This window comes from Streptomyces sp. NPDC051172 (genome assembly GCF_040682555.1).
Taxonomy (GTDB): Bacteria; Actinomycetota; Actinomycetes; order Streptomycetales; family Streptomycetaceae; genus Streptomyces.
Genome location: NZ_JBFBBE010000152.1, coordinates 1 through 19,331 on the forward strand (window position 1 = coordinate 1; position 19,331 = coordinate 19,331).

16 protein-coding genes and 1 pseudogene are annotated in these 19,331 nt (G+C 69.9%); 10 read left to right on the top strand and 7 right to left on the bottom strand.

The genetic code is table 11. The features are described from left to right. Positions 1 to 107 precede the first annotated feature (107 nt). The 4 genes and pseudogenes from tgmA (at position 108) to AB0N07_RS44695 (ending at position 3,690) form a co-directional block, all read left to right on the top strand. Positions 108 to 421, top strand: a pseudogene (gene tgmA / locus AB0N07_RS44680) (putative ATP-grasp-modified RiPP). Beyond that, positions 418 to 1,371: an ATP-grasp ribosomal peptide maturase gene (gene tgmB / locus AB0N07_RS44685; protein ID WP_365845615.1), complete on the top strand. Its 954-nt coding sequence runs from the start codon at positions 418 to 420 to the stop codon at positions 1,369 to 1,371. Before tgmA ends, tgmB begins: the two are co-directional and overlap by 4 nt. Then, on the top strand, positions 1,368 to 2,495 hold the full coding sequence (gene tgmC / locus AB0N07_RS44690) for an ATP-grasp peptide maturase system methyltransferase (protein ID WP_365845617.1): 1,128 nt from the start codon (positions 1,368 to 1,370) through the stop codon (positions 2,493 to 2,495). The genes tgmB and tgmC overlap by 4 nt, the downstream gene beginning before the upstream one ends. A gap of 160 nt (positions 2,496 to 2,655) precedes the next feature. Continuing rightward, positions 2,656 to 3,690 carry a sulfotransferase gene (locus AB0N07_RS44695; RefSeq protein ID WP_365845619.1) on the top strand — a complete coding sequence of 345 codons (1,035 nt, stop codon included), beginning with the start codon at positions 2,656 to 2,658 and terminating at the stop codon, positions 3,688 to 3,690. 31 nt (positions 3,691 to 3,721) lie between these two features. On the opposite strand, the gene AB0N07_RS44700 is transcribed toward AB0N07_RS44695, so the two are convergent. Next, positions 3,722 to 6,346 carry a LamG-like jellyroll fold domain-containing protein gene (locus AB0N07_RS44700; RefSeq protein ID WP_365845621.1) on the bottom strand — a complete coding sequence of 875 codons (2,625 nt, stop codon included), beginning with the start codon at positions 6,344 to 6,346 and terminating at the stop codon, positions 3,722 to 3,724. A gap of 348 nt (positions 6,347 to 6,694) precedes the next feature. Next, positions 6,695 to 8,191: an arabinofuranosidase catalytic domain-containing protein gene (locus tag AB0N07_RS44705; RefSeq protein ID WP_365845623.1), complete on the bottom strand. Its 1,497-nt coding sequence runs from the start codon at positions 8,189 to 8,191 to the stop codon at positions 6,695 to 6,697. Between the two features lie 570 nt (positions 8,192 to 8,761). Between AB0N07_RS44705 and AB0N07_RS44710 the strand changes: the two genes are divergently transcribed. After that, entirely contained in the window at positions 8,762 to 9,769 is a 1,008-nt protein-coding gene (locus tag AB0N07_RS44710; RefSeq protein WP_365845625.1) for a substrate-binding domain-containing protein, read from the top strand. Positions 9,770 to 9,810: 41 nt separating this feature from the next. On the opposite strand, the gene AB0N07_RS44715 is transcribed toward AB0N07_RS44710, so the two are convergent. From AB0N07_RS44715 to AB0N07_RS44725, 3 genes are all read right to left on the bottom strand, one after another. Continuing rightward, complete coding sequence (locus tag AB0N07_RS44715; protein ID WP_365845627.1) at positions 9,811 to 11,433, bottom strand: AMP-binding protein; 1,623 nt, start codon at positions 11,431 to 11,433, stop codon at positions 9,811 to 9,813. A gap of 123 nt (positions 11,434 to 11,556) precedes the next feature. Beyond that, positions 11,557 to 11,913 (bottom strand): MazG-like family protein, encoded by a 357-nt coding sequence (locus AB0N07_RS44720; protein ID WP_365845629.1) that lies wholly within the window; start codon positions 11,911 to 11,913, stop codon positions 11,557 to 11,559. 22 nt (positions 11,914 to 11,935) lie between these two features. After that, on the bottom strand, positions 11,936 to 12,502 hold the full coding sequence (locus AB0N07_RS44725; protein WP_365845631.1) for a DoxX family membrane protein: 567 nt from the start codon (positions 12,500 to 12,502) through the stop codon (positions 11,936 to 11,938). Between the two features lie 157 nt (positions 12,503 to 12,659). Here AB0N07_RS44725 and AB0N07_RS44730 point away from each other — a divergent pair, with 157 nt between their 5' ends. Beyond that, entirely contained in the window at positions 12,660 to 12,986 is a 327-nt protein-coding gene (locus tag AB0N07_RS44730) for a nuclear transport factor 2 family protein (protein ID WP_365845633.1), read from the top strand. Between the two features lie 64 nt (positions 12,987 to 13,050). Then, a complete protein-coding gene (locus tag AB0N07_RS44735) occupies positions 13,051 to 14,031 on the top strand; it encodes an aldo/keto reductase (protein WP_365845635.1) in 981 nt (326 codons plus the stop codon). A gap of 79 nt (positions 14,032 to 14,110) precedes the next feature. On the opposite strand, the gene AB0N07_RS44740 is transcribed toward AB0N07_RS44735, so the two are convergent. Continuing rightward, on the bottom strand, positions 14,111 to 14,248 hold the full coding sequence (locus tag AB0N07_RS44740) for a hypothetical protein (RefSeq protein ID WP_365845637.1): 138 nt from the start codon (positions 14,246 to 14,248) through the stop codon (positions 14,111 to 14,113). A gap of 200 nt (positions 14,249 to 14,448) precedes the next feature. Between AB0N07_RS44740 and AB0N07_RS44745 the strand changes: the two genes are divergently transcribed. Next, positions 14,449 to 15,597 carry a D-alanyl-D-alanine carboxypeptidase gene (locus AB0N07_RS44745; protein ID WP_365845639.1) on the top strand — a complete coding sequence of 383 codons (1,149 nt, stop codon included), beginning with the start codon at positions 14,449 to 14,451 and terminating at the stop codon, positions 15,595 to 15,597. Positions 15,598 to 15,838: 241 nt separating this feature from the next. Here AB0N07_RS44745 and AB0N07_RS44750 read toward each other — a convergent pair whose 3' ends face one another. Then, entirely contained in the window at positions 15,839 to 16,624 is a 786-nt protein-coding gene (locus AB0N07_RS44750; RefSeq protein ID WP_365845641.1) for an SDR family oxidoreductase, read from the bottom strand. A gap of 143 nt (positions 16,625 to 16,767) precedes the next feature. Here AB0N07_RS44750 and AB0N07_RS44755 point away from each other — a divergent pair, with 143 nt between their 5' ends. Together AB0N07_RS44755 and AB0N07_RS44760 are read left to right on the top strand one after the other, a co-directional pair. After that, on the top strand, positions 16,768 to 18,117 hold the full coding sequence (locus AB0N07_RS44755; RefSeq protein WP_365845643.1) for a multidrug effflux MFS transporter: 1,350 nt from the start codon (positions 16,768 to 16,770) through the stop codon (positions 18,115 to 18,117). Continuing rightward, positions 18,069 to 19,256, top strand: a complete 1,188-nt coding sequence (locus tag AB0N07_RS44760) for a serine hydrolase domain-containing protein (protein WP_365845645.1) — start codon at positions 18,069 to 18,071, stop codon at positions 19,254 to 19,256. The genes AB0N07_RS44755 and AB0N07_RS44760 overlap by 49 nt, the downstream gene beginning before the upstream one ends. Positions 19,257 to 19,331: the final 75 nt, after the last annotated feature.

The following is a 19,331-nucleotide window of genomic DNA, read 5'->3' on the forward strand; positions in this document are numbered from 1 at the left end:
TACCGTCCAGGGGCGGGCGGCCGCACAGACCCCTGCCAGGGCCGTACCCCGTCATGGCGTATGGGCCCCGGCAGAGTCCTGCACAACCGACACAAGAAGGAGGAACCTTGTTCGCACACTCTGACCGGCTCCCGACCGGAAGCCCCCTGCCCATGGGACATCTCACCCCCGTCCCGTGGGGCGTTCAGCGGATGGCCCCGTACCCGGCCATGGCGCCCGCGTGGGCGCGGGCCGAGATCGATCCGGACACCCAGACCACCCGCTACTTCGACGCGGCCGGACAGGTCATGGAGATGCCCGGCCACGGCACCAGCACCGGCACGAACCCGGCCACCAACACCGTAACCCGTCGGACGGCTCCGGCCCGGGTGGCGGTGGTGGCGGCGGAGACCAGGACACCGGGAACGACAACGACCAGTGAGCAACTCCGGTCCGGTGCTGGTCGTCACCATGATTGACGACCCCACGGCCGACCTGGTGATTCGTGAGCTGCACGGTCGGGGTGTCCCGGTCGTGCGGCTCGACTCCGGGGACTTCCCCGCCACCTTGTCGGTCGTGGCCACGATCACGCCTCACGGCATCGAAGGAACCCTGTCCACTCCTACGCGGACCGCGGATCTGTCCCGCGTCAGGTCGCTGTACTATCGGCGGCCCTCCGGGTTCTCGTTCCCACACCTTGCCGACCACGACGCCCGGTTCGCGCTCACCCAGGCCCGCTACGGTCTCGGCGGCGTCCTCGCGTCGCTGCCCGGTTGCCTGTACGTGAATCACCCGCACCGCATCGGCGACGCCGAATTCAAGCCTTCCGGACTCGCCGCCGCCGTGGCCGCCGGGTTCCGGATCCCGCCCAGTCTGATCACCTCTGACCCCGACTCCGCCCGCGCGTTCATCAAGGATCACGGACCGGTGATCTACAAGCCGTTGTCGACGCCCCTGTACCGCAACGACGCTGGGGTGTCGTGCACGGTCGAGGTCCGGGAGGTGACGACGGAGGAGATCGACGCGAGAGTGACCGGCACTGCCCACCTGTTCCAACAGCGCGTGGACAAGGTGGCGGACGCGCGCGTAACCGTCATCGGCGATCATGTGTACACCGTTCGCATCGACTCCGGCCTGTTGGACTGGCGTACCGACTATGAACGGCTCACCTATACGCCCGTACAGCCCCCGCCTGGTCTGACGAGTGCCCTCCACAGGTATCTCGCCCATTTCGGGCTGGTCTTCGGCGCTTTCGATTTCGCCATTGGACATGACGGGACATGGTGGTTTCTGGAGTGCAACCCCTCCGGTCAGTGGGCCTGGCTGGAACCGGAAACCGGTCTGCCCATGGTCGCCGCCATGGCTGATCTGCTGGAGAGGAAACCTACGTGACAGACGACAAGGCGCTACGCCTCCGGCTCGCGGAGGAACTGTCCGCCGGTGGGTTCCTGCGCACGCTGCCGTGGCGGGCTGCCGTCGAAGAGGTGCCCCGGCACGAATTCCTGCGCGGCGGATTCTTCGAGCCGTCCGACACCCCCGGTCCCACGGCGTGGCGACCCGTCATGCCCGACACCGCGGGCTGGCTGGAACGCTGCTACACGGATCACTCGCTCGTCACTCAGATCGCGGGCACGATCGTGCCACGCGACGTCCGAGGCGAGATCCTTCGTGCTCCTACGTCGTCCAGCACCATGCCGGGCCTGGTCGTGCGGATGCTGGAAGACCTCCAAGTCGAGGACGGGCACCGGGTATTGGAGGTCGGCACCGGTACCGGGTACTCCACGGCCCTGATGTGCCATCGCCTGGGCGACGGGTCCGTGACGTCCGTGGAGGTCGACGGCGAGGTCTCTGGGGCCGCCGGCGTCGCTCTCGCCGCGTGTGGTTACTCGCCCCGTCTGGTGGTCGGTGACGGGCTCGCCGGTCACAAGGACGCAGCCCCGTACGATCGGCTCGTCGTCACCTGCGGTGTTCTTGATGTCCCCGCCGCGTGGGTCGCGCAGACCCGGCCCGGCGGGATCATCCTCGCTACGCTGTGCGGCTGGCTGTACTCCTCCGAACTTGCTCGCCTCATCGTGGGTCGGGACGGCACGGCGCGCGGCCGGTTCCTGGGAGGACAGATCTCCTTCATGCTCGCGCGACCGCAACAGCCCCCGCCGCTGGGCGTGTTGCCGGACCTCGACAGGGGTGAGGAACGGACCGCTGCCCTCGGGCCCGATGTGCTGGACGACTGGAACACCCGATTCGTCGCCCAGCTCGCCGTACCCCGCGCTCAGCGCGTCAGCCTGACACGGCAAGGACGTACCGAGCATCTACTGATCGATGTTGCTGTTGGCGCGTGGGCGTTGCTCTACGAGGACCGTGGCGCGTGGATCGTCCGGCAGGGCGGACTTGATCGGCTGTGGGACGCGGTCGAGGCATACGTCACGCGCTGGCGCGGCGACGGCTCTCCACCACTGGAACAGTTCGAGATCAGCGTCACGGCCGCGGGGCAGACTGTCACCTGGGCGTCGCACTAGACCGGCCCCGCTGCCACTTCGCCCCCTTCTGCGCACGCAAGGGGCGGGGCGCTGTCGTACCCTCCGATCGCGGAAATCCTGCGGTAGCCAGGAGAGCCCGGGCAGAGTTGGACCGCACGTGAACGGGCCCGAGGATCGGCGGACAACGCGAAAGGCGACCATGCGCTCCTTGACCTTCGTCATCGGTACCGGACGCAGCGGTTCGACCGTGCTGTCTCGCATCCTCAACGCCCACCCGGACGTGCTGAGTCTCAACGAGTTCATGGCCTCGGTGGGCGACGCAGCCTTTCCCGAAGGGGAGTTGAACGGTGAGGAGTTCTGGCAGACGCTCTACAAACCCGCCCCGCACTTCGAGCGGATGATCCGCAGTGGGCTGCCGTTGCCGGAGTTCCTGTACACGCGTCGGCCCGGGAGATACACGGCGGAGAGCGCGGGTATTCCCGCGCTCTCCCTCATGGTGCTGCCTCATCTCACCGACGACCCGGACCGGCTTCTCGACGAACTCGGTGCGGCGGTCACCCAGTGGCCCGAGCGGACCGCCGCCGAGCACCATCAGGCACTGTTCGGTCTGCTGTGTGCGCGGTTCGGGCGGACCGCCGTCGTGGAGCGGTCCGGTTACTCGACCGGCTGGGCGGCAGGGCTGCGGGCCGCGTTCCCGGACGCGAGGTTCGTGCACATGTTCCGGGACGGGCCGGACTGCGCTCTGTCCATGAGTCGCCATCCCGGATACCGCGCGATTTCCTTGCTGCGCGAGATCAAGGCACAAGCCCGCGTCGACAGTATGGGCGACCTGACGCCCGAGCTCGTGCGTGCGCTGCCCGCGGACCTGGCCCCGCTGCTCGACGAGCGCTTCGATCCCGCCCTCGTACGCGACCGGGACATCCCTCTGCGGACGTTCGGCGCCCTGTGGTCGGAACTCGTCGCCGAGGGCACGCGGTTCCTCCGTGAGCTGCCTGCCGACCAGCGCAGCACGCTCTCGTACGAGAACCTCCTGGAGCATACGGACGAGGAATTGACCCGCCTCGCCGAGTTCATCGGCGTCGCGCCCCTGCCCGAGTGGCTGCTCGCTGCGTCCGAACTGCTCGACCACAGCCGCCGCGGTTCCGCCCGGAGGCTGCCCGCGGCCGAATTCGACGAGCTCAGCGAGAGCTGCGCCCCGGGCACCCGCGTGCTGGAGGGGTGGCCGGGGCGCTGACCGGGCATGCGCGTGAGACGTCCGCGCGGTATCAGGTCAGGGTGAGCTCCAGGACCGTGACCGAGAGCGCCGGCACGGTGCTGGTGAATTTCGCCGCGGCGCCCGTGACCGTAGTGGTAGTGGTAGTGGGGACGAGGGCGTCGGGGGACGTCAGGGTGTTGGTCGTGGTGCGGGAGGGGCCGGTCAGGACGGTGGCCGTGGCGTTCTTCCTGACCCCCTTCTGCACGCCCTTCAGCTCGACCGGCACATTCACCTTCTCCGTCCCGGAGTTGACCACCGCGAGGTAGAGACGGTTCCCGGCGCGCGTGGCGACGGTGGCGACGGCGGGCAGAGCGCGTGCGGTGGCCGGGAGCACCGTGTTGCCCAGCTTGCTCGTCAGCATGTGCTGCGCCCAGTAGCTGGGTGAGACGTAGCTGGTGAGGTTGTCGTAGGCGATCAGGTTGGTCGCCCACACGTTGTTCTTGACGTGGGAGAAGAGCGGGGCGTAGCACTCCATCAGGACCTGGTCCGAGTTGCGGATCAGGCCGGCCAGCCACGCGGCGTCGCCCAGCGCGGCATTGAGGTCGGGGGTCGGGCGGCCCTCCTGCGCGGCCCATTCCCCGACGAAGACCTTCGTCGAAGCGCGGTCCCGGTTGTCGTACTTGTGGGTGGCCGACTGGGCGGCGGACGGTGCGAGGTAGTAGTGCTCGTCGATCAGGTCCGGCGTGCGGCTCGTCACCGTCGTCGTGGCGATCAGCTTCAGGTGCGGGTACTTCGCCTTGATCGCGTCGTGGAAGGCCGTGAACCGGGCGTCGTAGGAGCCCGAGGAGTCGAACCAGTCCTCGTTGCCGATCTCCACGAACTCCAGCGGGAACGGCTTCGGGTGGCCGTCGGCCGCGCGCTTCGCACCCCAGGTGCTGGTCACGGGGCCGGTGACGTACTCGATCTCGTCGAGGGCGTCCTGGATGTACGGCTTGAGGGCGTCGCCAGTGACGTGTTCGCCCTTCAGTGTGTAGCCGGCGAAGACGGCCAGGACCGGCTGGGCGTGCATGTCCTCGACCCATTCCAGGTATTCGAGGAGACCGAGGCCGTCCGTGGACCAGTAGCCCCAGGCGTCGTCCATGTGGCCGGGGCGCTCCCAGACCGGGCCGATGGTGTTCTTCCAGTTGAAGCGGGTCGCGATCGTGTTGCCCTCCAGGAAGTTTCCGCCGGGGAAGCGCAGGAACTTCGGCTTCAGGGCGACCAGCTTCTCCATCAGGTCGATGCGCAGGCCGTTGGGGCGGTTGTTGTAGGTCGGCGGGAAGAGGGAGACGTGCTGGAGCCACAGGGTCTCGCCCGCGGCGGTGGGGTCGGCCGTGGTGACCGTCAGCCGCGCGTCGCCGGTCACGGGGGCGCCCGAACCGGTGCGCAAGGTCAGCTCGAAGGGGCGGTCGGGGAACTCGGTGCCGATGTGGGGCACGCGAGCGGACGCGTACACCTTCGCGCCGTCCGCCGACTCGATGGCCACCGTGAGGGGACCGATGCGGCGCGACGCTTTGGCGAAGAGGCGGGCCGTGTAGGTGGTCCGGGGGCGCACGGGTATGCCCCAGAAACCGTCGTTGGCCACTCCGGCCCGGCTGCCGGCTCCGGTACCGCTCGGCAGTACGACCTTGAGGGAACGGGCGAGTACGTCGTTGAGGGGCGTGGTGGTGTCGAGCGCGAGGGTCGTGCCGCCGACGGCGGACCAGTGCACGGGCGCGGTGTCGTCGACCATCATCGAGCGGTTCTGCACCAGTTCGGCGTAGATGCCGCCCTCGCCGGAGTGGTTGATGTCCTCGAACATCAGGCCGGGCAGGATGGGGGACACGGCGTGTGCGGGATGGGCGACGTCCACGCTCAGCAGCGGTGTCGTGGTCTCCACCGGTACGCCGGCCAGCGTCGCGACCTGGTCGGAGGTGAGGGCGGTCGGGAACATCCACACGTCGTCGATCAGGCCGTGCCACTGGTCGACGTGCCCGCCGCCGTAGAGCGCTCGGCCGATCGCGGTGTCGCCGGTGCCGGCCCAGCCCCCGGTGTAGTCGGCCTGGCCCTCCAGCACACCGTTGACGTAGAGACGGGTGACGCCGGCCGAGGGGTCGCTGACGCCGACCAGATGCGTCCAGGTGCCAGTGGCGGGCGCGGAGGCGGCGGCCGCCACGGCGGCGCCTTGGGTGGCGTCCGAGGCGAGCCGGGCGAAGGCGAAGGTGCCGGTGTCGTCGCGCAGGCCCAGGTAGAAGGCGCTGACGGCCGTGCCGTCGATGCTGACGGCGGTCTGGTAGCCGCCCAGCTGGCTGAGGTTGACCCAGGCGGCCACCGAGAACGCCTTGGAGGTGTCGAGGGCCGGCCCGGAAGCGGTGGCGTTGCCGCCTGCTGTGAGGCTCAGGCTGTGGGCGCCGACCTTGCCGGTGTCCCAGCCGGCCGCACCCTGGAGGGCCGCGGCGTGGCCGTTGCCGGTGGCGTCGTCGGCGGCGGTGCCGGAGCCCTCGTCGAAGGTCCAGTGCGCGGCAGCGGCGGGGAGGGCCGAGGCGGTGGCGTCCGTGGCCGCGCCGGAGCGCTCGGCGGCCCGGGCCGGAGCGGCAGCGGCGAAGGTCCCGGCGAGGGAGGCGGCGCCGAGGGCTGTCAGGACGGTTCTGCGGGGGAGTCCGGCTTGTGAAGGCATGCGGGAGTTCCTTTGCGAGACGGATTCATCGGGATTGCGAGACGGATTCATCGGGAGAGGGACAACTGCGTGGAGGCGTGGCCGGGGTGGGGAGGATGGGCGGGAGGCGTGGTGGGCCCCTTCCGTGGCGCGGTTTCGACCACCTCCTGAAGCAGTTGGACGTCCGGAGGCAGCTGGACGTCCGGGAGGCAGCCGGATGCGCGGGTCCGGTCGCGGATCAGTGGGCTCCGGGCCGGCTGTGGAGGGAGCGGGTCAGGCAGTGAGAGGCCCCCGATTGCGCCGCAGGAAAGGCGGCCCATGGTCCGCCGTTGCCGAGATTGGCGGACCACCGGCGAGCGGGTCGCCGGGTCAGGGAGCGATGTCCCACTGCTGGCAGGCGTTGTCCAGTTGGGCCCACTGGCGGACGAGCGTGCCGTTCGCGGTGCCGCAGTTGGTCACGTCCAGCGTCATGCCGCTGTTGACGTTGCTGATCGTGTAGTGGCTGCCGGCCGGCGTGACGTCCCACTGCTGGCAGGTGTTGCCCAGCGACGACCAGAGCTGCGCGGCGGTGCCGTTGCCGATGCCGCAGTTCTTGTCGTCCAGGACCGTGCCGCTGTTGACGTTGGTGATGGTGTAGTGGCCGTTGCCCGCGCCGGCGAACTTCCACTGCTGGCAGGTGTTGCCCAGGGAGGCCCACAGCTGCACGGCCGTGCCGTTGGCCGTTCCGCAGTTCTGGGCGTCCAGCACCTTGCCGCTGTTGGTGTTGGTCAGCCGGTAGGCGGTGCCGGTGACCGGGAAGGTCTGGGCGGCCTGGGTGTAGCCGACCGAGACGATGTCGGCCTGTACGGCGTTGTCGGCCGCGTCGGTCGGGTAGCCCGAGGTCATGACGCCCTCGAAGAACGAGCCGTCGGACCAGTTGCTGTCGTCACCACCGGTGCCGAGGACGATGGCGCCCTCCTTGGACATCGGGATGTAGCCGCCGGTGGTCGGCAGGCTGCCGTTGTAGTCGGTCTTGAGGGAGCCCGACTGGGCGTTGCCGTCCTTGATGGCGTAGGTACTGGTGCCGTTGTTCTTCAGCAGGGCCGTGACGAAAGCGCTGGAGTTGCCCGTGTTGTTGCTGTTGGTGCCGTTGCCGCCGGCGAACAGGCCGTTCTCCAGGTCGCCCATGACCCAGGGGCCGGAGCCGGAGCAGGGCGAGAACCAGCACTCGGTGCCGAAGTTGACGGCGTCCATGTGGCCGTTGCCGGTGTCCTTGCTGTTCGTCTCCGCGTTGCCGTAGTCGAAGCAGCAGTTGCCGTCGACGTGGTGGCCGCTGGTGACCATGTAGGTGCCCTCCGGCCGGCTGCCGGTGGCGACGCCGTTGGTGCTGTTGTCGCGGTAGCCGACGCCGGCCTGGACCGAGACGCCGTAGACCTTGTGACCGCCGGCCGTGACGGGCAGGGCGTCGGCGATGGCTCCGACGTCCTGTCCGCCGTTGCCGCCCGGACCCTCGATCGTGAGGTGGTTGCCCTTGCCGCTCTGGTCGAAGATCTCGGTGATGATGCACTCGGTGCCGGAGCAGAAGGAGTCCTGGGCCGCGGCGTTGGCGTAGCCGCCGGCGCTGAGCGTCCCGATGTTCGTCGTGGCGTTGTCGGAGAGGCGCTTGACCTGGTAGAGCGCTCCGCTGTACGAGGCGAGCAGGGCCCGCGTGGTGCTGTGCGCGGCGACACAGGGCGTGCCCGCGGCGGCGTAGACGTCACAAGGGAGGGAGGAGGCGGCCTGGGCCGTGCCCGCGGTGCCGATGGTCGCGGCCAGGATGCCGGCGAGGAGTGCGAGAACCGCGCCCACCCCCCTCAGCCGGAGAGCCGTCAGGTGTCTGACTGTCACTGTGAACCTCTTCCGTCTTGCGTTCTTCGCCGGCCCGGCACCGCGGGCGCAGCGAATTGTGGGCGCTAACAATCGAGGCTGTCGGATGCCGCCGCTCAATCCGAGTTCTCTGGGAGTGGGGGGAGGGGGAGGGAGCCGGAGTGCGTGGTGTGCGCAGGTCAGGAGGGTGGTGCGGTCGCCGTCGGGGCGTTGCGCACATGGCGTTCTCGGGCAGTGGGGGTGATCGTCCGGTCTCGCGACTCCGTCTTTTTACGCCGGGATGAACAGCCGGTCAACTCTGTTGGCTGGTCAAGAAAATGGAAACAGTAGGTGTGAACTTGCGCTGCTGTGGTCTGCGTTATGGGCTCGGGGAGCTCTTCCTGAATGAGAATCCGCTGCTCGCGGGGCTCTTGAGCCTCTGAGAGGCTCCGTCGGTAAGCCGAGCGCGAGCGTCGGGAACCTTGACCGCACCGGATTGTGTGCGTTAACAATTCCAGCGCAGCGGGTCGACTCCCACCCGGAGGAGCTACCGATCGGAAACAATGGCAGCGATGAAGGAGGTGGATCGTCGACGCGGAACGCGCACCGGTGATGGCGGACGTGGCCCGGCTCGCGGGGGTCTCGCACCAGACGGTCTCGCGGGTGCTCCACGACCACCCGAACGTACGGCCCACCACCCGGGACCGGGTGCTCGCCGCGGTCCGCGAACTCGGCTACCGCCCCAACGCCGCCGCCCGTACCCTGGCGACCCGCCGCACCCGCACCCTGGGTGTGATCAGCTTCAACACCACGCTGTACGGCCCGGCTTGCATGCTCTACGGCATTGAACAGGCGGCCAGACAGCACGAGTACTTCGTCACCGTGGCCGCCGTCGGCGCTCTCGACCGGCGTTCGGTAATGGACGCCGTCGACCGGCTTCGGGGCCAGGGTGTGGAGGGCATGATCGTGATCGCGCCGCAGGCCACCGCGGTCGCGGCACTGGCGAACGTACCGCCGGACGTGCCCCTGGTCGCGGTCGGCTGCGGCACCCGCACCGCACTCGCCTCGGTCGCCGTGGACAACGAAGCGGGTGCCGAACTCGCCACCAACTACCTGCTCGACCTCGGCCATCGCACGGTGCACCACCTGGTCGGGCCGCGTGCCTGGCTCGATGCGCAGGAGCGCGAGACCGGATGGCGCAGCGCCCTGGAAAAGCGGGGCGCTGCGGTGACGGAGCCGCTGGCCGGCGCCGACTGGACGGCTCGCACCGGATACGAGCTCGGTCGACGGATCGCCGCCGACTCCGAGGTCACGGCGGTGTTCTGCGCCAACGACCAGATGGCCCTCGGGCTGCTGCGGGCCCTTCAGCAGGCGGGGCGCAGAGTCCCCGAGGACATCAGCGTCGTCGGTTTCGACAACATGCCGGAGACCGAGTACTTCGGCCCCTCACTGACCAGCGTCCACCAGGACTTCGACGAACTCGGCCGACGTGCCGTGGGCGCGCTGATCGAGATCGTCGGCGACCCCGAGGCAGGGCTCCCGGCGGCCGAGCTGACACCTCACATCGTCATCCCGCCCACGCTCGTGGTGCGAACCTCAGCGACCCGCCCTCGCCCCTGAAAGGCGGTCCAGGCTCTGTGCCCTCGCCGCCCGGAACGACGTCACTTGGGCAGCCGGCCCGCCACGTACTCCTCCCGGAGCGTGTTCTTGCGGATCTTGCCTGAGCCGGTCAGGGGGAAGCCCTCGACGAACACCCAGGTGCGGGGCGTCTTGTGCGGGGCCAGGTGGGCGCGGACGTGGTCGAAGAGTTCCTTCTCCATCACAGTCCCAGCCACCGTCTCGCCCGCCGTGTGGTTCGAGTCGAGGCGGATGAACGCCGCGACCCGCTCGCCCCAGACCGGGTCGGGGACGCCCACCACCGCGGCCTCGGCGACCGCCGGGTGTTCGGCCAGGACCTGTTCGATCTCGCGCGGGTAGATGTTCTCCCCACCGCGGATGATCATGTCCTTCAGGCGGCCTTCGATACGGCAGTAGCCGCGCTCGTCCATCGAGGCGAGGTCGCCGGTGTGGAGCCAGCCGGCGGGGTCGACGGCGGCGGCGGTCGCGTCCGTGGCGTCGAGGTAGCCGGTCATGACGTGGTAGCCGCGGGTGCAGAGTTCGCCGGTGGTCCCGGGTGGCACGACCGTTCCTGTCGCGTCCACGATCTTCACCTCCGTCAGGGGGAGGGGCCTGCCCACCGTGCGGGCGCGGTCGTCCGCGGTGTCGTCGAGGCGGGTGATGGTGATGCCCGGGGAGGCCTCCGTCTGGGCGTAGATGACGGCCATCGGAACGCCGAAGACCTCCTCGATACGGCGGACCAGTTCGGGTGGCACCGAGGCGCCGCCGGACAGCATGTAGCGGAGGGAGGAGAGGTCGGTGCGGGCGAGTGCCGGGTGTTCGAGCATGGCGATCAGCATCGTCGGCACGCCTCCCAGCATCACGCAGCTCTCGGACTCGGTCAGTTCGAGCATCAGGCCCGGGTCGAAGTGCGGAGGCAGGACGTGGGTGCCCAGGCTGATGATCGAGGCCAGGGTGGCCAGCACGCAGCCTGCCGTGTGGAACAGCGGCATCGGGTTGAGCGCCGCCTCGCCCGGCCGCAGCCCGAAGGTGCGGACGTAGGCCAGGCGCGGGTTGTTGGTGATGCCGCGATGGTGCAGTACCACGCCCTTCGGGATGCCGGTCGTGCCCGAGGTGTACTGGATCTGGGCCGGTGCCGAGGCGTCGACCTCGGGCAGCGCGCGGTCGGTCGAGCCTTCGGCGCAGAATTCCGCCCAGTCTTCGAACAGCACGCTCGTGTGCAGGTCGGGGAGGTCGGCGCGGATTCCGTCCAGGGTGCGGGCCATCGGGTTGCCGCGGTACTCGCGGCGCAGGAAGACGCCTGCCGCGCGGGAGTGGCCGAGCACGTGGCGCAACTCCGCCTCGCGCAGCGCCGGGTTGACCGTGACGAGGGTGATGCCCGCGAGGGCGGCGGCGAGTTCGAGGATCACCCACTCCGGGATGTTGTTCGCCCACACCGCCACGCGCTCGCCCGGCGAGAAACGGCCGAGCAGGGCCCGTGCCGCACGCTCGGACTCGTCGAGCAGTTCGGCGTACGTCCACCGGCGGCGCCCGGCAGGGTCCGGCACGCCCTCGACCAGGGCGACCGTCTCCGGTGCCAGTCGGGCCGCACGGCTCAGCAGTGATCCGACGGTCTCGTCCAGGAGCTCCTCGCCGGACTCGCCCGCCCAGTACGACGTTGCCACCATGTCAGCCCCCGGGATGCCGTTGCCGTGCGTGTCGGATACGGCGTCAGTATCCGGACCGGGGCCCGTGGTACGCCACCCCGCGCACCCAATTCCCATGCAGAGCGAGCCAGTTGGGTCCCTGCGCTACGGGGACGGATTGAGGGAGCGCGCGGTCACCTTCGCCAGATGCCGGGTGAACACCTCCCGGGTGTCCGGTGTCAGCGCGCGCAGGGCCACCAGAGCCGTGATGACGACATCGCAGAGTTCGCCCTGGACGTCCTCCCAGGTGTGGGTGATTCCCTTGCGCGGGTTCTGGCCGGTCGCGCCGATCACCGCCTCCGCGACCTCGCCGACCTCCTCCGACAGCTTGAGCATGCGCAGGAGCATGCCCTCCTGGCCACCGTGCGGACGGTTCGCGTCGAGCCAGGTCCACAGGTCGTCCACGGCTGCCCAGATGTCGGGGGAGGTCGGGGTTTCGGGAGGCAGGGGCTGTTCAGTCATGGGCCCAGCCTGCCCGCCCGGGTCACTCCCTGAACAGCGCCTCCTCCTCCGCGAACAGGGCCTCCTGCTTGTCCGGCTTCCTGTCCCGCAGCCGCTTGTTCCGCGCCCCCACGACCAGCGCGGTGGCCGCCGCCGTCACACCGAGTGCCGTCGGGACCATCCAGCCGCGGTCGAAGACATGGCCGAGCGCATGGTCGAGGGAGAGACGGCCGGGGCCGGTGACCGCGAGGCCGGTGGCGGCCAGGGCGAGGGTGGCCGCGTACTCGTAGCCGCCCTCCGCGTTGAAGAAGCCGTTCGGGGCGTGTACCGCGGACGCCCCGGCCATCGCGCCGGCCGCGGCCGCACCCGCTGCCGGGGTCGCCAGGCCCAGCGCCAGCAGTGTGCCGCCGCCGGCCTCCGCGAGGCCCGCCGCCGTGGCGCTCGCCCTGCCGGGTGCGTAGCCGACCGACTCCATGAACTGGCCGGTCCCCTCTATGCCGTGTCCGCCGAACCAGCCGAACAGCTTCTGCGCGCCGTGCGCCGCCAGCACGCCGCCGGCACCCAGCCGGAGCAGCAGCAGGCCCAGATCACGCCGGTCGTAAGAGCTCATGATTTCTCCCGGGACATACAGCGGGGACATACAACGGGTTCACACGAACAGGAGCACTCCCCTCCGCGTGTCCACCGTCCCACTCCTCACACCTCGTCGACCCCTCCGCGCAGCCGTTCGGGTGGCGGGTCCCGGCGGGCGGTGTGACTCTGCTGCCATGACGATTCAGCCAGCCAAACTCAGCGACCCGGCCGTCCGCGCGTTCGTCACCGCCGTCAACGCCCACGACCGGGACGCCTTCATGGCCCTCCTCGCGGACGACGCGACCATGGCGGACGACGGCTCCGACCGGGACCTCGCCGACTGGATCGACCGGGAGATCTTCGCCTCCAACGGTCACCTGGACGTCGACAACGAATCCCAGGGCGGCCGCGCTCTCCTCGCCCACTACCGCAACGACGCCTGGGGCGAGATGCGCACCCGCTGGAACTTCACCATCGACGACGACGGCCGCATCTCCCGCTTCGAGACCGGCCAGGCATAAGTCACACGTACCTGCGTACGACCCCTTGCCTTCGTGTGCGCTCCAACTCCTACCGTTCTCGGTCATGGAGACGAACAGGACCCTCGGTCGCAGCGGCATCCGAGTAAGCGCTCTCGGCTTCGGCTGCTGGGCCATAGGAGGGGAGTGGCAGAACACGGAGGGGCAGCCGCTCGGCTGGGGCAAGGTCGACGACGACGAGTCCGTACGGGCGATCCGACGCGCCCTCGACCTCGGCGTGACCTTCTTCGACACCGCGGACACCTACGGCACCGGACACAGCGAGCGCATCCTCGGGCGCGCACTCGGCAGGCGCCGCGCCGACGTCGTCGTAGCCACCAAGTGGGGCAACGTCTTCGACGAGGAGACCCGCACGCTCATCGGCCGCGACGACTCCCCGGCGCACGCCCGCCGAGCGCTGACCGCGTCGCTGAAGCGGCTGGAGACCGACTACGTCGACCTCTACCAGCTGCACATCTCCGACGCCGTCCCCGAGCGCGCCGCCGAACTCCGGGAGCAATGCGAGGAGTTCGTACAGGAGGGGCTGATCCGCGCCTACGCCTGGAGCACCGACGACCCGGCCCGCGCCGCCGTGTTCGCCGAGGGGGAGCACTGCGCGGCCGTACAGCATGCGGCCAACGTGCTGCAGGACGCGCCCGAGATGTTCGCGCTGTGTGAGCGGTCGGGGCTGGCGAGCATCAACCGCAGCCCGCTGGCCATGGGACTGCTGGCGGGGAGGCGTCAAGGCGCCCTGGAGGCGGGCGACATCCGCAGCAGGCCACCGGCCTGGCTCGGGGGCTTCAGCGAGGGCTCCGGAGCCGACTCGGACTGGGTCGCCCGGATCGACGCGCTTCGCGAGATCCTCACCAGCGACGGCCGTACCCTCGCCCAGGGCGCCCTCGCCTGGCTGTGGGCGCGCAGTCCGCGCACCGTCCCGATCCCCGGCTTCCGTTCGGTCGCGCAGGCCGAGCAGAACGCCGGCGCGATCGCGAAGGGCCCGCTCACCGACCGGCAGTTGGCCGAGGTCGACCGGATCCTCGGACGGTGAGCGGCCACCCGGCGGGCGATGGAGGAGTTGTGGGTGCCCTCGTCGAGGTTGCCGGGGGACTCGTCTGCCGGCAGCACCTTCAGCCGCTTCTCCTCCAGTGCCTCAAGGGCCTGTGGGCCCCCTCGGCCGCGGGCTCGCGTCGTTCGACGTTGACGGTGATGACCAGGGCCGCCTTCTTTCTGCGGGCCGGTTCGCGCTTGAGACAGATGTCGGACATCGCGTTCCTCGAAGGTTCTTGGCGGCCGCTGTGGGCGCAGCCACAAGCCAGGGAGAAACCTTTGAGCCAAACTGAGTAAAAGATGTGCCAGGAGGGAGAAAGTCGGTTGCCGGGTCAGAATTCCGTAAGACAGGCAATTCCTATGCCGTAGACGGCGTACTGCCAGGAAACTGCTGTTGGGTGGGTGTTACGGTCCCGGGATGCACGGTATTTCTCCGCTGTCCCGGCGTGCCGCTCTCGGCCTTGCCGCAGCCGCCATTCCGCTTGCCTCGGCGACTCCTGCATCCGCTGTCGGCACCGTCGTCGGCGGTGAGCGACTCGCCCGTAACGGAATTCAGGTGAGCGGCGCCACAGGTCTGCCCGGGAAACTCACCGCAAGTGCCTGGATCGTCGCCGACTGCGCGAGCGGAGAGGTGCTCGCCTCGTTCGCCGCGCACCGGCGCCTGCCGCCCGCGTCCACACTGAAGATGCTCTTCGCCGACACGGTCCTGAAGAAGTTCCCGCGCAGTCAGCGGTACAAGGTGACCGACGCCGACCTGGCCGACATCCCGGCCGGCTCCAGCCTGGTCGGGGTCAAGCCCGGGATCACATACACCGTCGAGCAGCTGTGGCAGGGGGTCTTCCTTCGCTCCGGCAACGACGCCGTGCATGTGCTCGCCCATATGAACGGGGGAGTGGCGAAGACGGTCGCCGAGATGCAGGCCAAGGCCGAGGACCTGCAGGCCCTGGACACCCATGTGGTCAGCCCCGACGGCTTCGACCACGAGGGCCAGCTGTCCTCCGCCTACGACCTCACCCTCTTCGCCCGGCACGGACTGAAGAACGCCGACTTCCGCGAGTACTGCCACACCAGGATCGCCGACTTCCCGGCCGGCGGCAGGAAGACCTTCCAGATCCAGAACACCGACCGCCTGCTCACGGGCGCGTGGGGCCTGAAGACGTACGACGGGCTGATCGGCGTCAAGAACGGTTACACCAGCCACGCCGGCAACACCTTCACCGGTGCCGCCACCCGCGGCGGCCGGACCCTGCTGGCCACCGTGATGCACCCCAAGGCCGGCTCCAACGCCGTCTACGAGGAGACGGCCGCGCTGCTCGACTGGGGCTTCACGCACGGCGGTTCGGCCGAACCGGTGGGCACGCTGGTCGAGCCGCTCAGCGAGGGCGGGGCCAGGGCGACACCCACCCGCACGACGGCCCAGGCGGCGGCCGGCGCCCCGGGCGCGGGGTCGGACGACCCCTCGGCCTGGCGGCTGCTGGAGGGCGCGGGCGGCACGATCGCCCTGCTCGCGGGCGGCGTCTGGGCGCTGCGCAGACGCGGCAAGGGCGGCGGCAGACACGCCAACTGACGTTCGCGGCAGCCGTTCCATGCACCGGTGCGTACCTCGCGGTCCCACGCGAGATCCACCCCCACCCGATGCGATGGAACGGCTGCCGCATCCCCCCTCGGTTTGGCCTACGGAACTGCACTCCCCCAAGTGTGAAGTTCTTGTGGAGGAGATTTGAGCATAAGTCCACGACCGGGCGCAATGGTCCGGACTCACTAATTCCGTTTGTGCAAGTTGACGATTTGAGGATCCGCAGGTCCGGTCAGCCGCGGCCCACATACGGCATCGCGGTCGCCAGAACCGTCGCGAACTGCACATTCGCCTCCAGCGGCAGCTCGGCGATGTGCCGCACCGTGCGCGCCACATCGGCGACATCCATCACCGGCTCGGGCGCGATCTCGCCGTTGGCCTGCAGCGCTCCGGTCTGCATGCGCGCGGTCATGTCGGTGGCCGCGTTGCCGATGTCGATCTGCCCGACCGCGATGTGGTACGGCCGCCCGTCCAGCGAGAGCGACTTGGTGAGCCCGGTCAGCGCGTGCTTGGTCGCCGTGTAGGCGACGGAGTGCGGCCGAGGCGTATGCGCGGAAATCGAACCGTTGTTGATGATCCGTCCGCCCTGCGGGTCCTGCTCCTTCATCTGCCGGTACGCCGCCTGCGCACACAGGAACGCCCCGTTGAGGTTGGTGTCCACCACATGCCGCCAGGCCTCGTACTCCAGCTCCTCGACCGGCACCCCGCCGGGACCGAACGTCCCCGCGTTGTTGAACAGCAGGTCCACCCGCCCGAACCGCTCGACGGTGGCGGCGAACAGTGCGGCCACGTCCGTGGGCCGTGAGACGTCGGTCCGTACGGCGAGACAGGCGCCGCCCGGCACCAGCGCCGCCGTCTCCTCCAGCGTCCCGGGGCGCCGCCCCGCCAGCGCCACCGACCAGCCCGCACGCAGCAACTCCACGGCAACCGCCCGCCCGATGCCGGAGCCGGCACCGGTCACCACCGCGATCCTCGACTGCCCACCGGTCCCCTGCTTCTCAGTCTCCATGGCATTCATGGGCCCGCAGCGTAGGCGAGGGTCCGGCATGCGGGACGAGACCGTCCGCCATCCGGGTCCGGGCAGAACGAGGGGCAAGTGACATTCGGCACTGTGTGCGAGCTGAGACCATAGGGGCGTAGCACTCGGAGAGGGAGGGGCACATGCCCGAGCAGGGGGCGTCGACACCGGACATGTCGACACCGCACATAGAGCAGGCGGCCGGACCGGGAACGGAACCGGCCGCCGCCCGTACCGTTCCCCGCACCGGACTGCTCGTCACCCTGATCCTCGGCGGACTCACCGCGACGCCCCCGCTGGCGATGGACATGTACCTGCCGTCGCTCCCCGAGGTCACGAACTCCCTGCACGCGCCCGCGGCCACCGTCCAGCTCACGCTCACCGCCTGCCTGCTCGGGATGGCGCTGGGACAGCTGGTGGCCGGCCCGATGAGCGACCGGTGGGGCCGCCGCCGGCCCTTGCTGATCGGCATGGTCGCCTACGTCGTCTCGACCGTCCTGTGCGCCTTCGCGCCGACCGTCGAGCTGCTGGTCGCATTCCGGCTCGCGCAGGGGCTGGCGGGCGCGGCGGGGATCGTCATTGCACGCGCGGTGGTCCGCGACCTGTACGACGGCGCGGCGATGGCCCGCTTCTTCTCCACTCTCATGCTGATCGGCGGGGTCGCCCCGATCGTCGCGCCGCTGATCGGCGGGCAGATCCTGCGGGTGACGGACTGGCGGGGTGTGTTCGTGGTGCTCACGGTGGTGGGCACGGTGCTGACCGCTTTCGTCTGGACGAAGCTGCCCGAGACCCTTCCCGCGGCCATGGGGGTCCCCCCGCTCGAGCGAAGCCGAGAGTGGGGGAGGCACGGCGGGGGAGTCGGCGAGGCCCTGCACTCGATGCGCCGCCTCCTCGCCGACCTGCCCTTCACCGGTTTCATGCTCGCCGGAGGGTTCGCGTTCGCGGCGCTCTTCGCCTACATATCGGCCTCGCCGTACGTGATCCAGGAGATCTACGGCGCCTCCCCGCAGACGTTCAGCCTGCTGTTCGGCCTGAACTCGGTGGGCCTGGTGGCCGTGGGCCAGATCAACGGAAAGCTGCTGGTCGGAAGGGTCCGCCTGGACCGGGCGCTGGGCGCGGGCCTGCTCGTCGTCATCGCCGCGGCGACTGCTCTCCTGCTCATGTCCACCGGAGTCTTCGGCAAGGTCGGCCTGGCGCCCGTCGCCGCGGCCCTCTTCGTCCTGATGTCCGCGATGGGGGTGACCCTGCCCAACGCCCAGGCCCTCGCCCTGATGCGCACCAAGCACGCGGCCGGTTCGGCGTCCGCGCTGCTCGGGGCCTCCTCGTTCCTCATCGGCGCCGTCGCCTCCCCGCTGGTCGGGATCGCCGGAGAGCACACCGCCGTCCCGATGGCCGTCGTCCAACTGGCCGCGGCGCTGGTGGCACTGGGCTGTTTCGTGGGAATGTGCCGACCCCGGAGCGGCCGTACCAGGGTGGAAGGAGCGGGGAGCTGAGCGCACCGAGACTGCGCAGGGACAGTCCCGAGCGGGCCGGACTCGACCCCGGCGAACTCCGTCACCTCGTCCAGGAGGTCCACGACCTCACCACCGGTGACCGCCCCTGGGCCGCGGGCACCGTCGTCGTCGCCGGGCGCGGGCCGGTGATCGCCGTCGAGGAGGCGGCGGGCTGGGCCGTCAGGTACTCGGCCTACGACCCCGACACGGACCGCGGCGTCGAACTCCCGCCCTCGGACCGGGTCCCGATGACCGTCGACACACCCGTCGACGTGGCCTCTCTGACCAAGCTGTTCACTGCGGTCGCCGCCGTGCAGCAGATCGAGCGGGGCACGCTCGGCATCGATGCGCGGGTCGGGGCGTATCTGCCCGAGTTCCGTGCGGCGGTCCGGCACGGGATCACCGTGCGGGAGCTGCTCACTCACACCTCCGGGCTGCGGCCCGAACTTCCGCTGTACGACTGCGCCGACGACGCGGAGCGGTTGGAGAGGCTGCGGGCGGAGGTGCCGATCGGGGTGCCCGGTACGTACGCGTACTCCGATCTCAACTTCCTGTTGCTGCAGTTCGTTCTGGAGCGGGTTTCCGGGCGGACCCTGGACGTCCTGATCCATGACGGGATCACCCGTCCGCTGGGAATGCTGTCGACGGATTTCGGACCCTGTCCCGGGGCGGCGGCCACGGAGGATCAGCGGCGGCCGTGGGCCAAGGCCGACCGGGGGATGGTGCGTGGTGTCGTCCACGACGAGAACGCCTGGGCGCTGGGCGGCATCGCGGGCCATGCGGGCCTCTTCTCGACCGGGCGTGACCTGGCTGTCTTCTGCCGGACTCTGCTCGCGGGGGGTTCCTACGGGCCCGCCCGCATCCTCGGCACCGACTTCGTGGAACTGCTGCTGAGCCCGCCGGGGCTCGGCTTCGCCGTCGACCAGGCGTGGTTCATGGGAGAGCTGGCGGGGCGGGGAGCGGCTGGGCACACGGGGTTCACGGGGACGTCGGTGGTGCTGGATCCGGCGACGGACACGTTCTTGGTGCTGCTGGCGAACACGGTGCATCCACGGCGGCGGGGGCCCGACAGCCGCCCCCGCGCGGCAGCGGCGACCCGCCTGGCACGGGCGGTGTATCGCAGCCCGTCCAGGGCTTGATTCCTCGCCTCAGGGCGGCTGGCTGGGACGTCCAGAACGGAGGCGCGAACCTCAACCTTCACGTCCAGGGGGACC

What these genes read in the sequence shown, in the direction of transcription:
- AB0N07_RS44695 (WP_365845619.1), top strand. Translation starts at nt 2,656, where the DNA reads ATGCGCTCCTTGACCTTCGTCATCGGTACCGGACGCAGCGGTTCGACC.
- AB0N07_RS44700 (WP_365845621.1), bottom strand. Translation starts at nt 6,346, where the DNA reads ATGCCTTCACAAGCCGGACTCCCCCGCAGAACCGTCCTGACAGCCCTC.
- AB0N07_RS44710 (WP_365845625.1), top strand. Translation starts at nt 8,762, where the DNA reads ATGGCGGACGTGGCCCGGCTCGCGGGGGTCTCGCACCAGACGGTCTCG.
- AB0N07_RS44715 (WP_365845627.1), bottom strand. Translation starts at nt 11,433, where the DNA reads ATGGTGGCAACGTCGTACTGGGCGGGCGAGTCCGGCGAGGAGCTCCTG.
- AB0N07_RS44720 (WP_365845629.1), bottom strand. Translation starts at nt 11,913, where the DNA reads ATGACTGAACAGCCCCTGCCTCCCGAAACCCCGACCTCCCCCGACATC.
- AB0N07_RS44725 (WP_365845631.1), bottom strand. Translation starts at nt 12,502, where the DNA reads ATGAGCTCTTACGACCGGCGTGATCTGGGCCTGCTGCTGCTCCGGCTG.
- AB0N07_RS44730 (WP_365845633.1), top strand. Translation starts at nt 12,660, where the DNA reads ATGACGATTCAGCCAGCCAAACTCAGCGACCCGGCCGTCCGCGCGTTC.
- AB0N07_RS44735 (WP_365845635.1), top strand. Translation starts at nt 13,051, where the DNA reads ATGGAGACGAACAGGACCCTCGGTCGCAGCGGCATCCGAGTAAGCGCT.
- AB0N07_RS44740 (WP_365845637.1), bottom strand. Translation starts at nt 14,248, where the DNA reads ATGTCCGACATCTGTCTCAAGCGCGAACCGGCCCGCAGAAAGAAGGCG.
- AB0N07_RS44745 (WP_365845639.1), top strand. Translation starts at nt 14,449, where the DNA reads ATGCACGGTATTTCTCCGCTGTCCCGGCGTGCCGCTCTCGGCCTTGCC.
- AB0N07_RS44750 (WP_365845641.1), bottom strand. Translation starts at nt 16,624, where the DNA reads ATGAATGCCATGGAGACTGAGAAGCAGGGGACCGGTGGGCAGTCGAGG.
- AB0N07_RS44755 (WP_365845643.1), top strand. Translation starts at nt 16,768, where the DNA reads ATGCCCGAGCAGGGGGCGTCGACACCGGACATGTCGACACCGCACATA.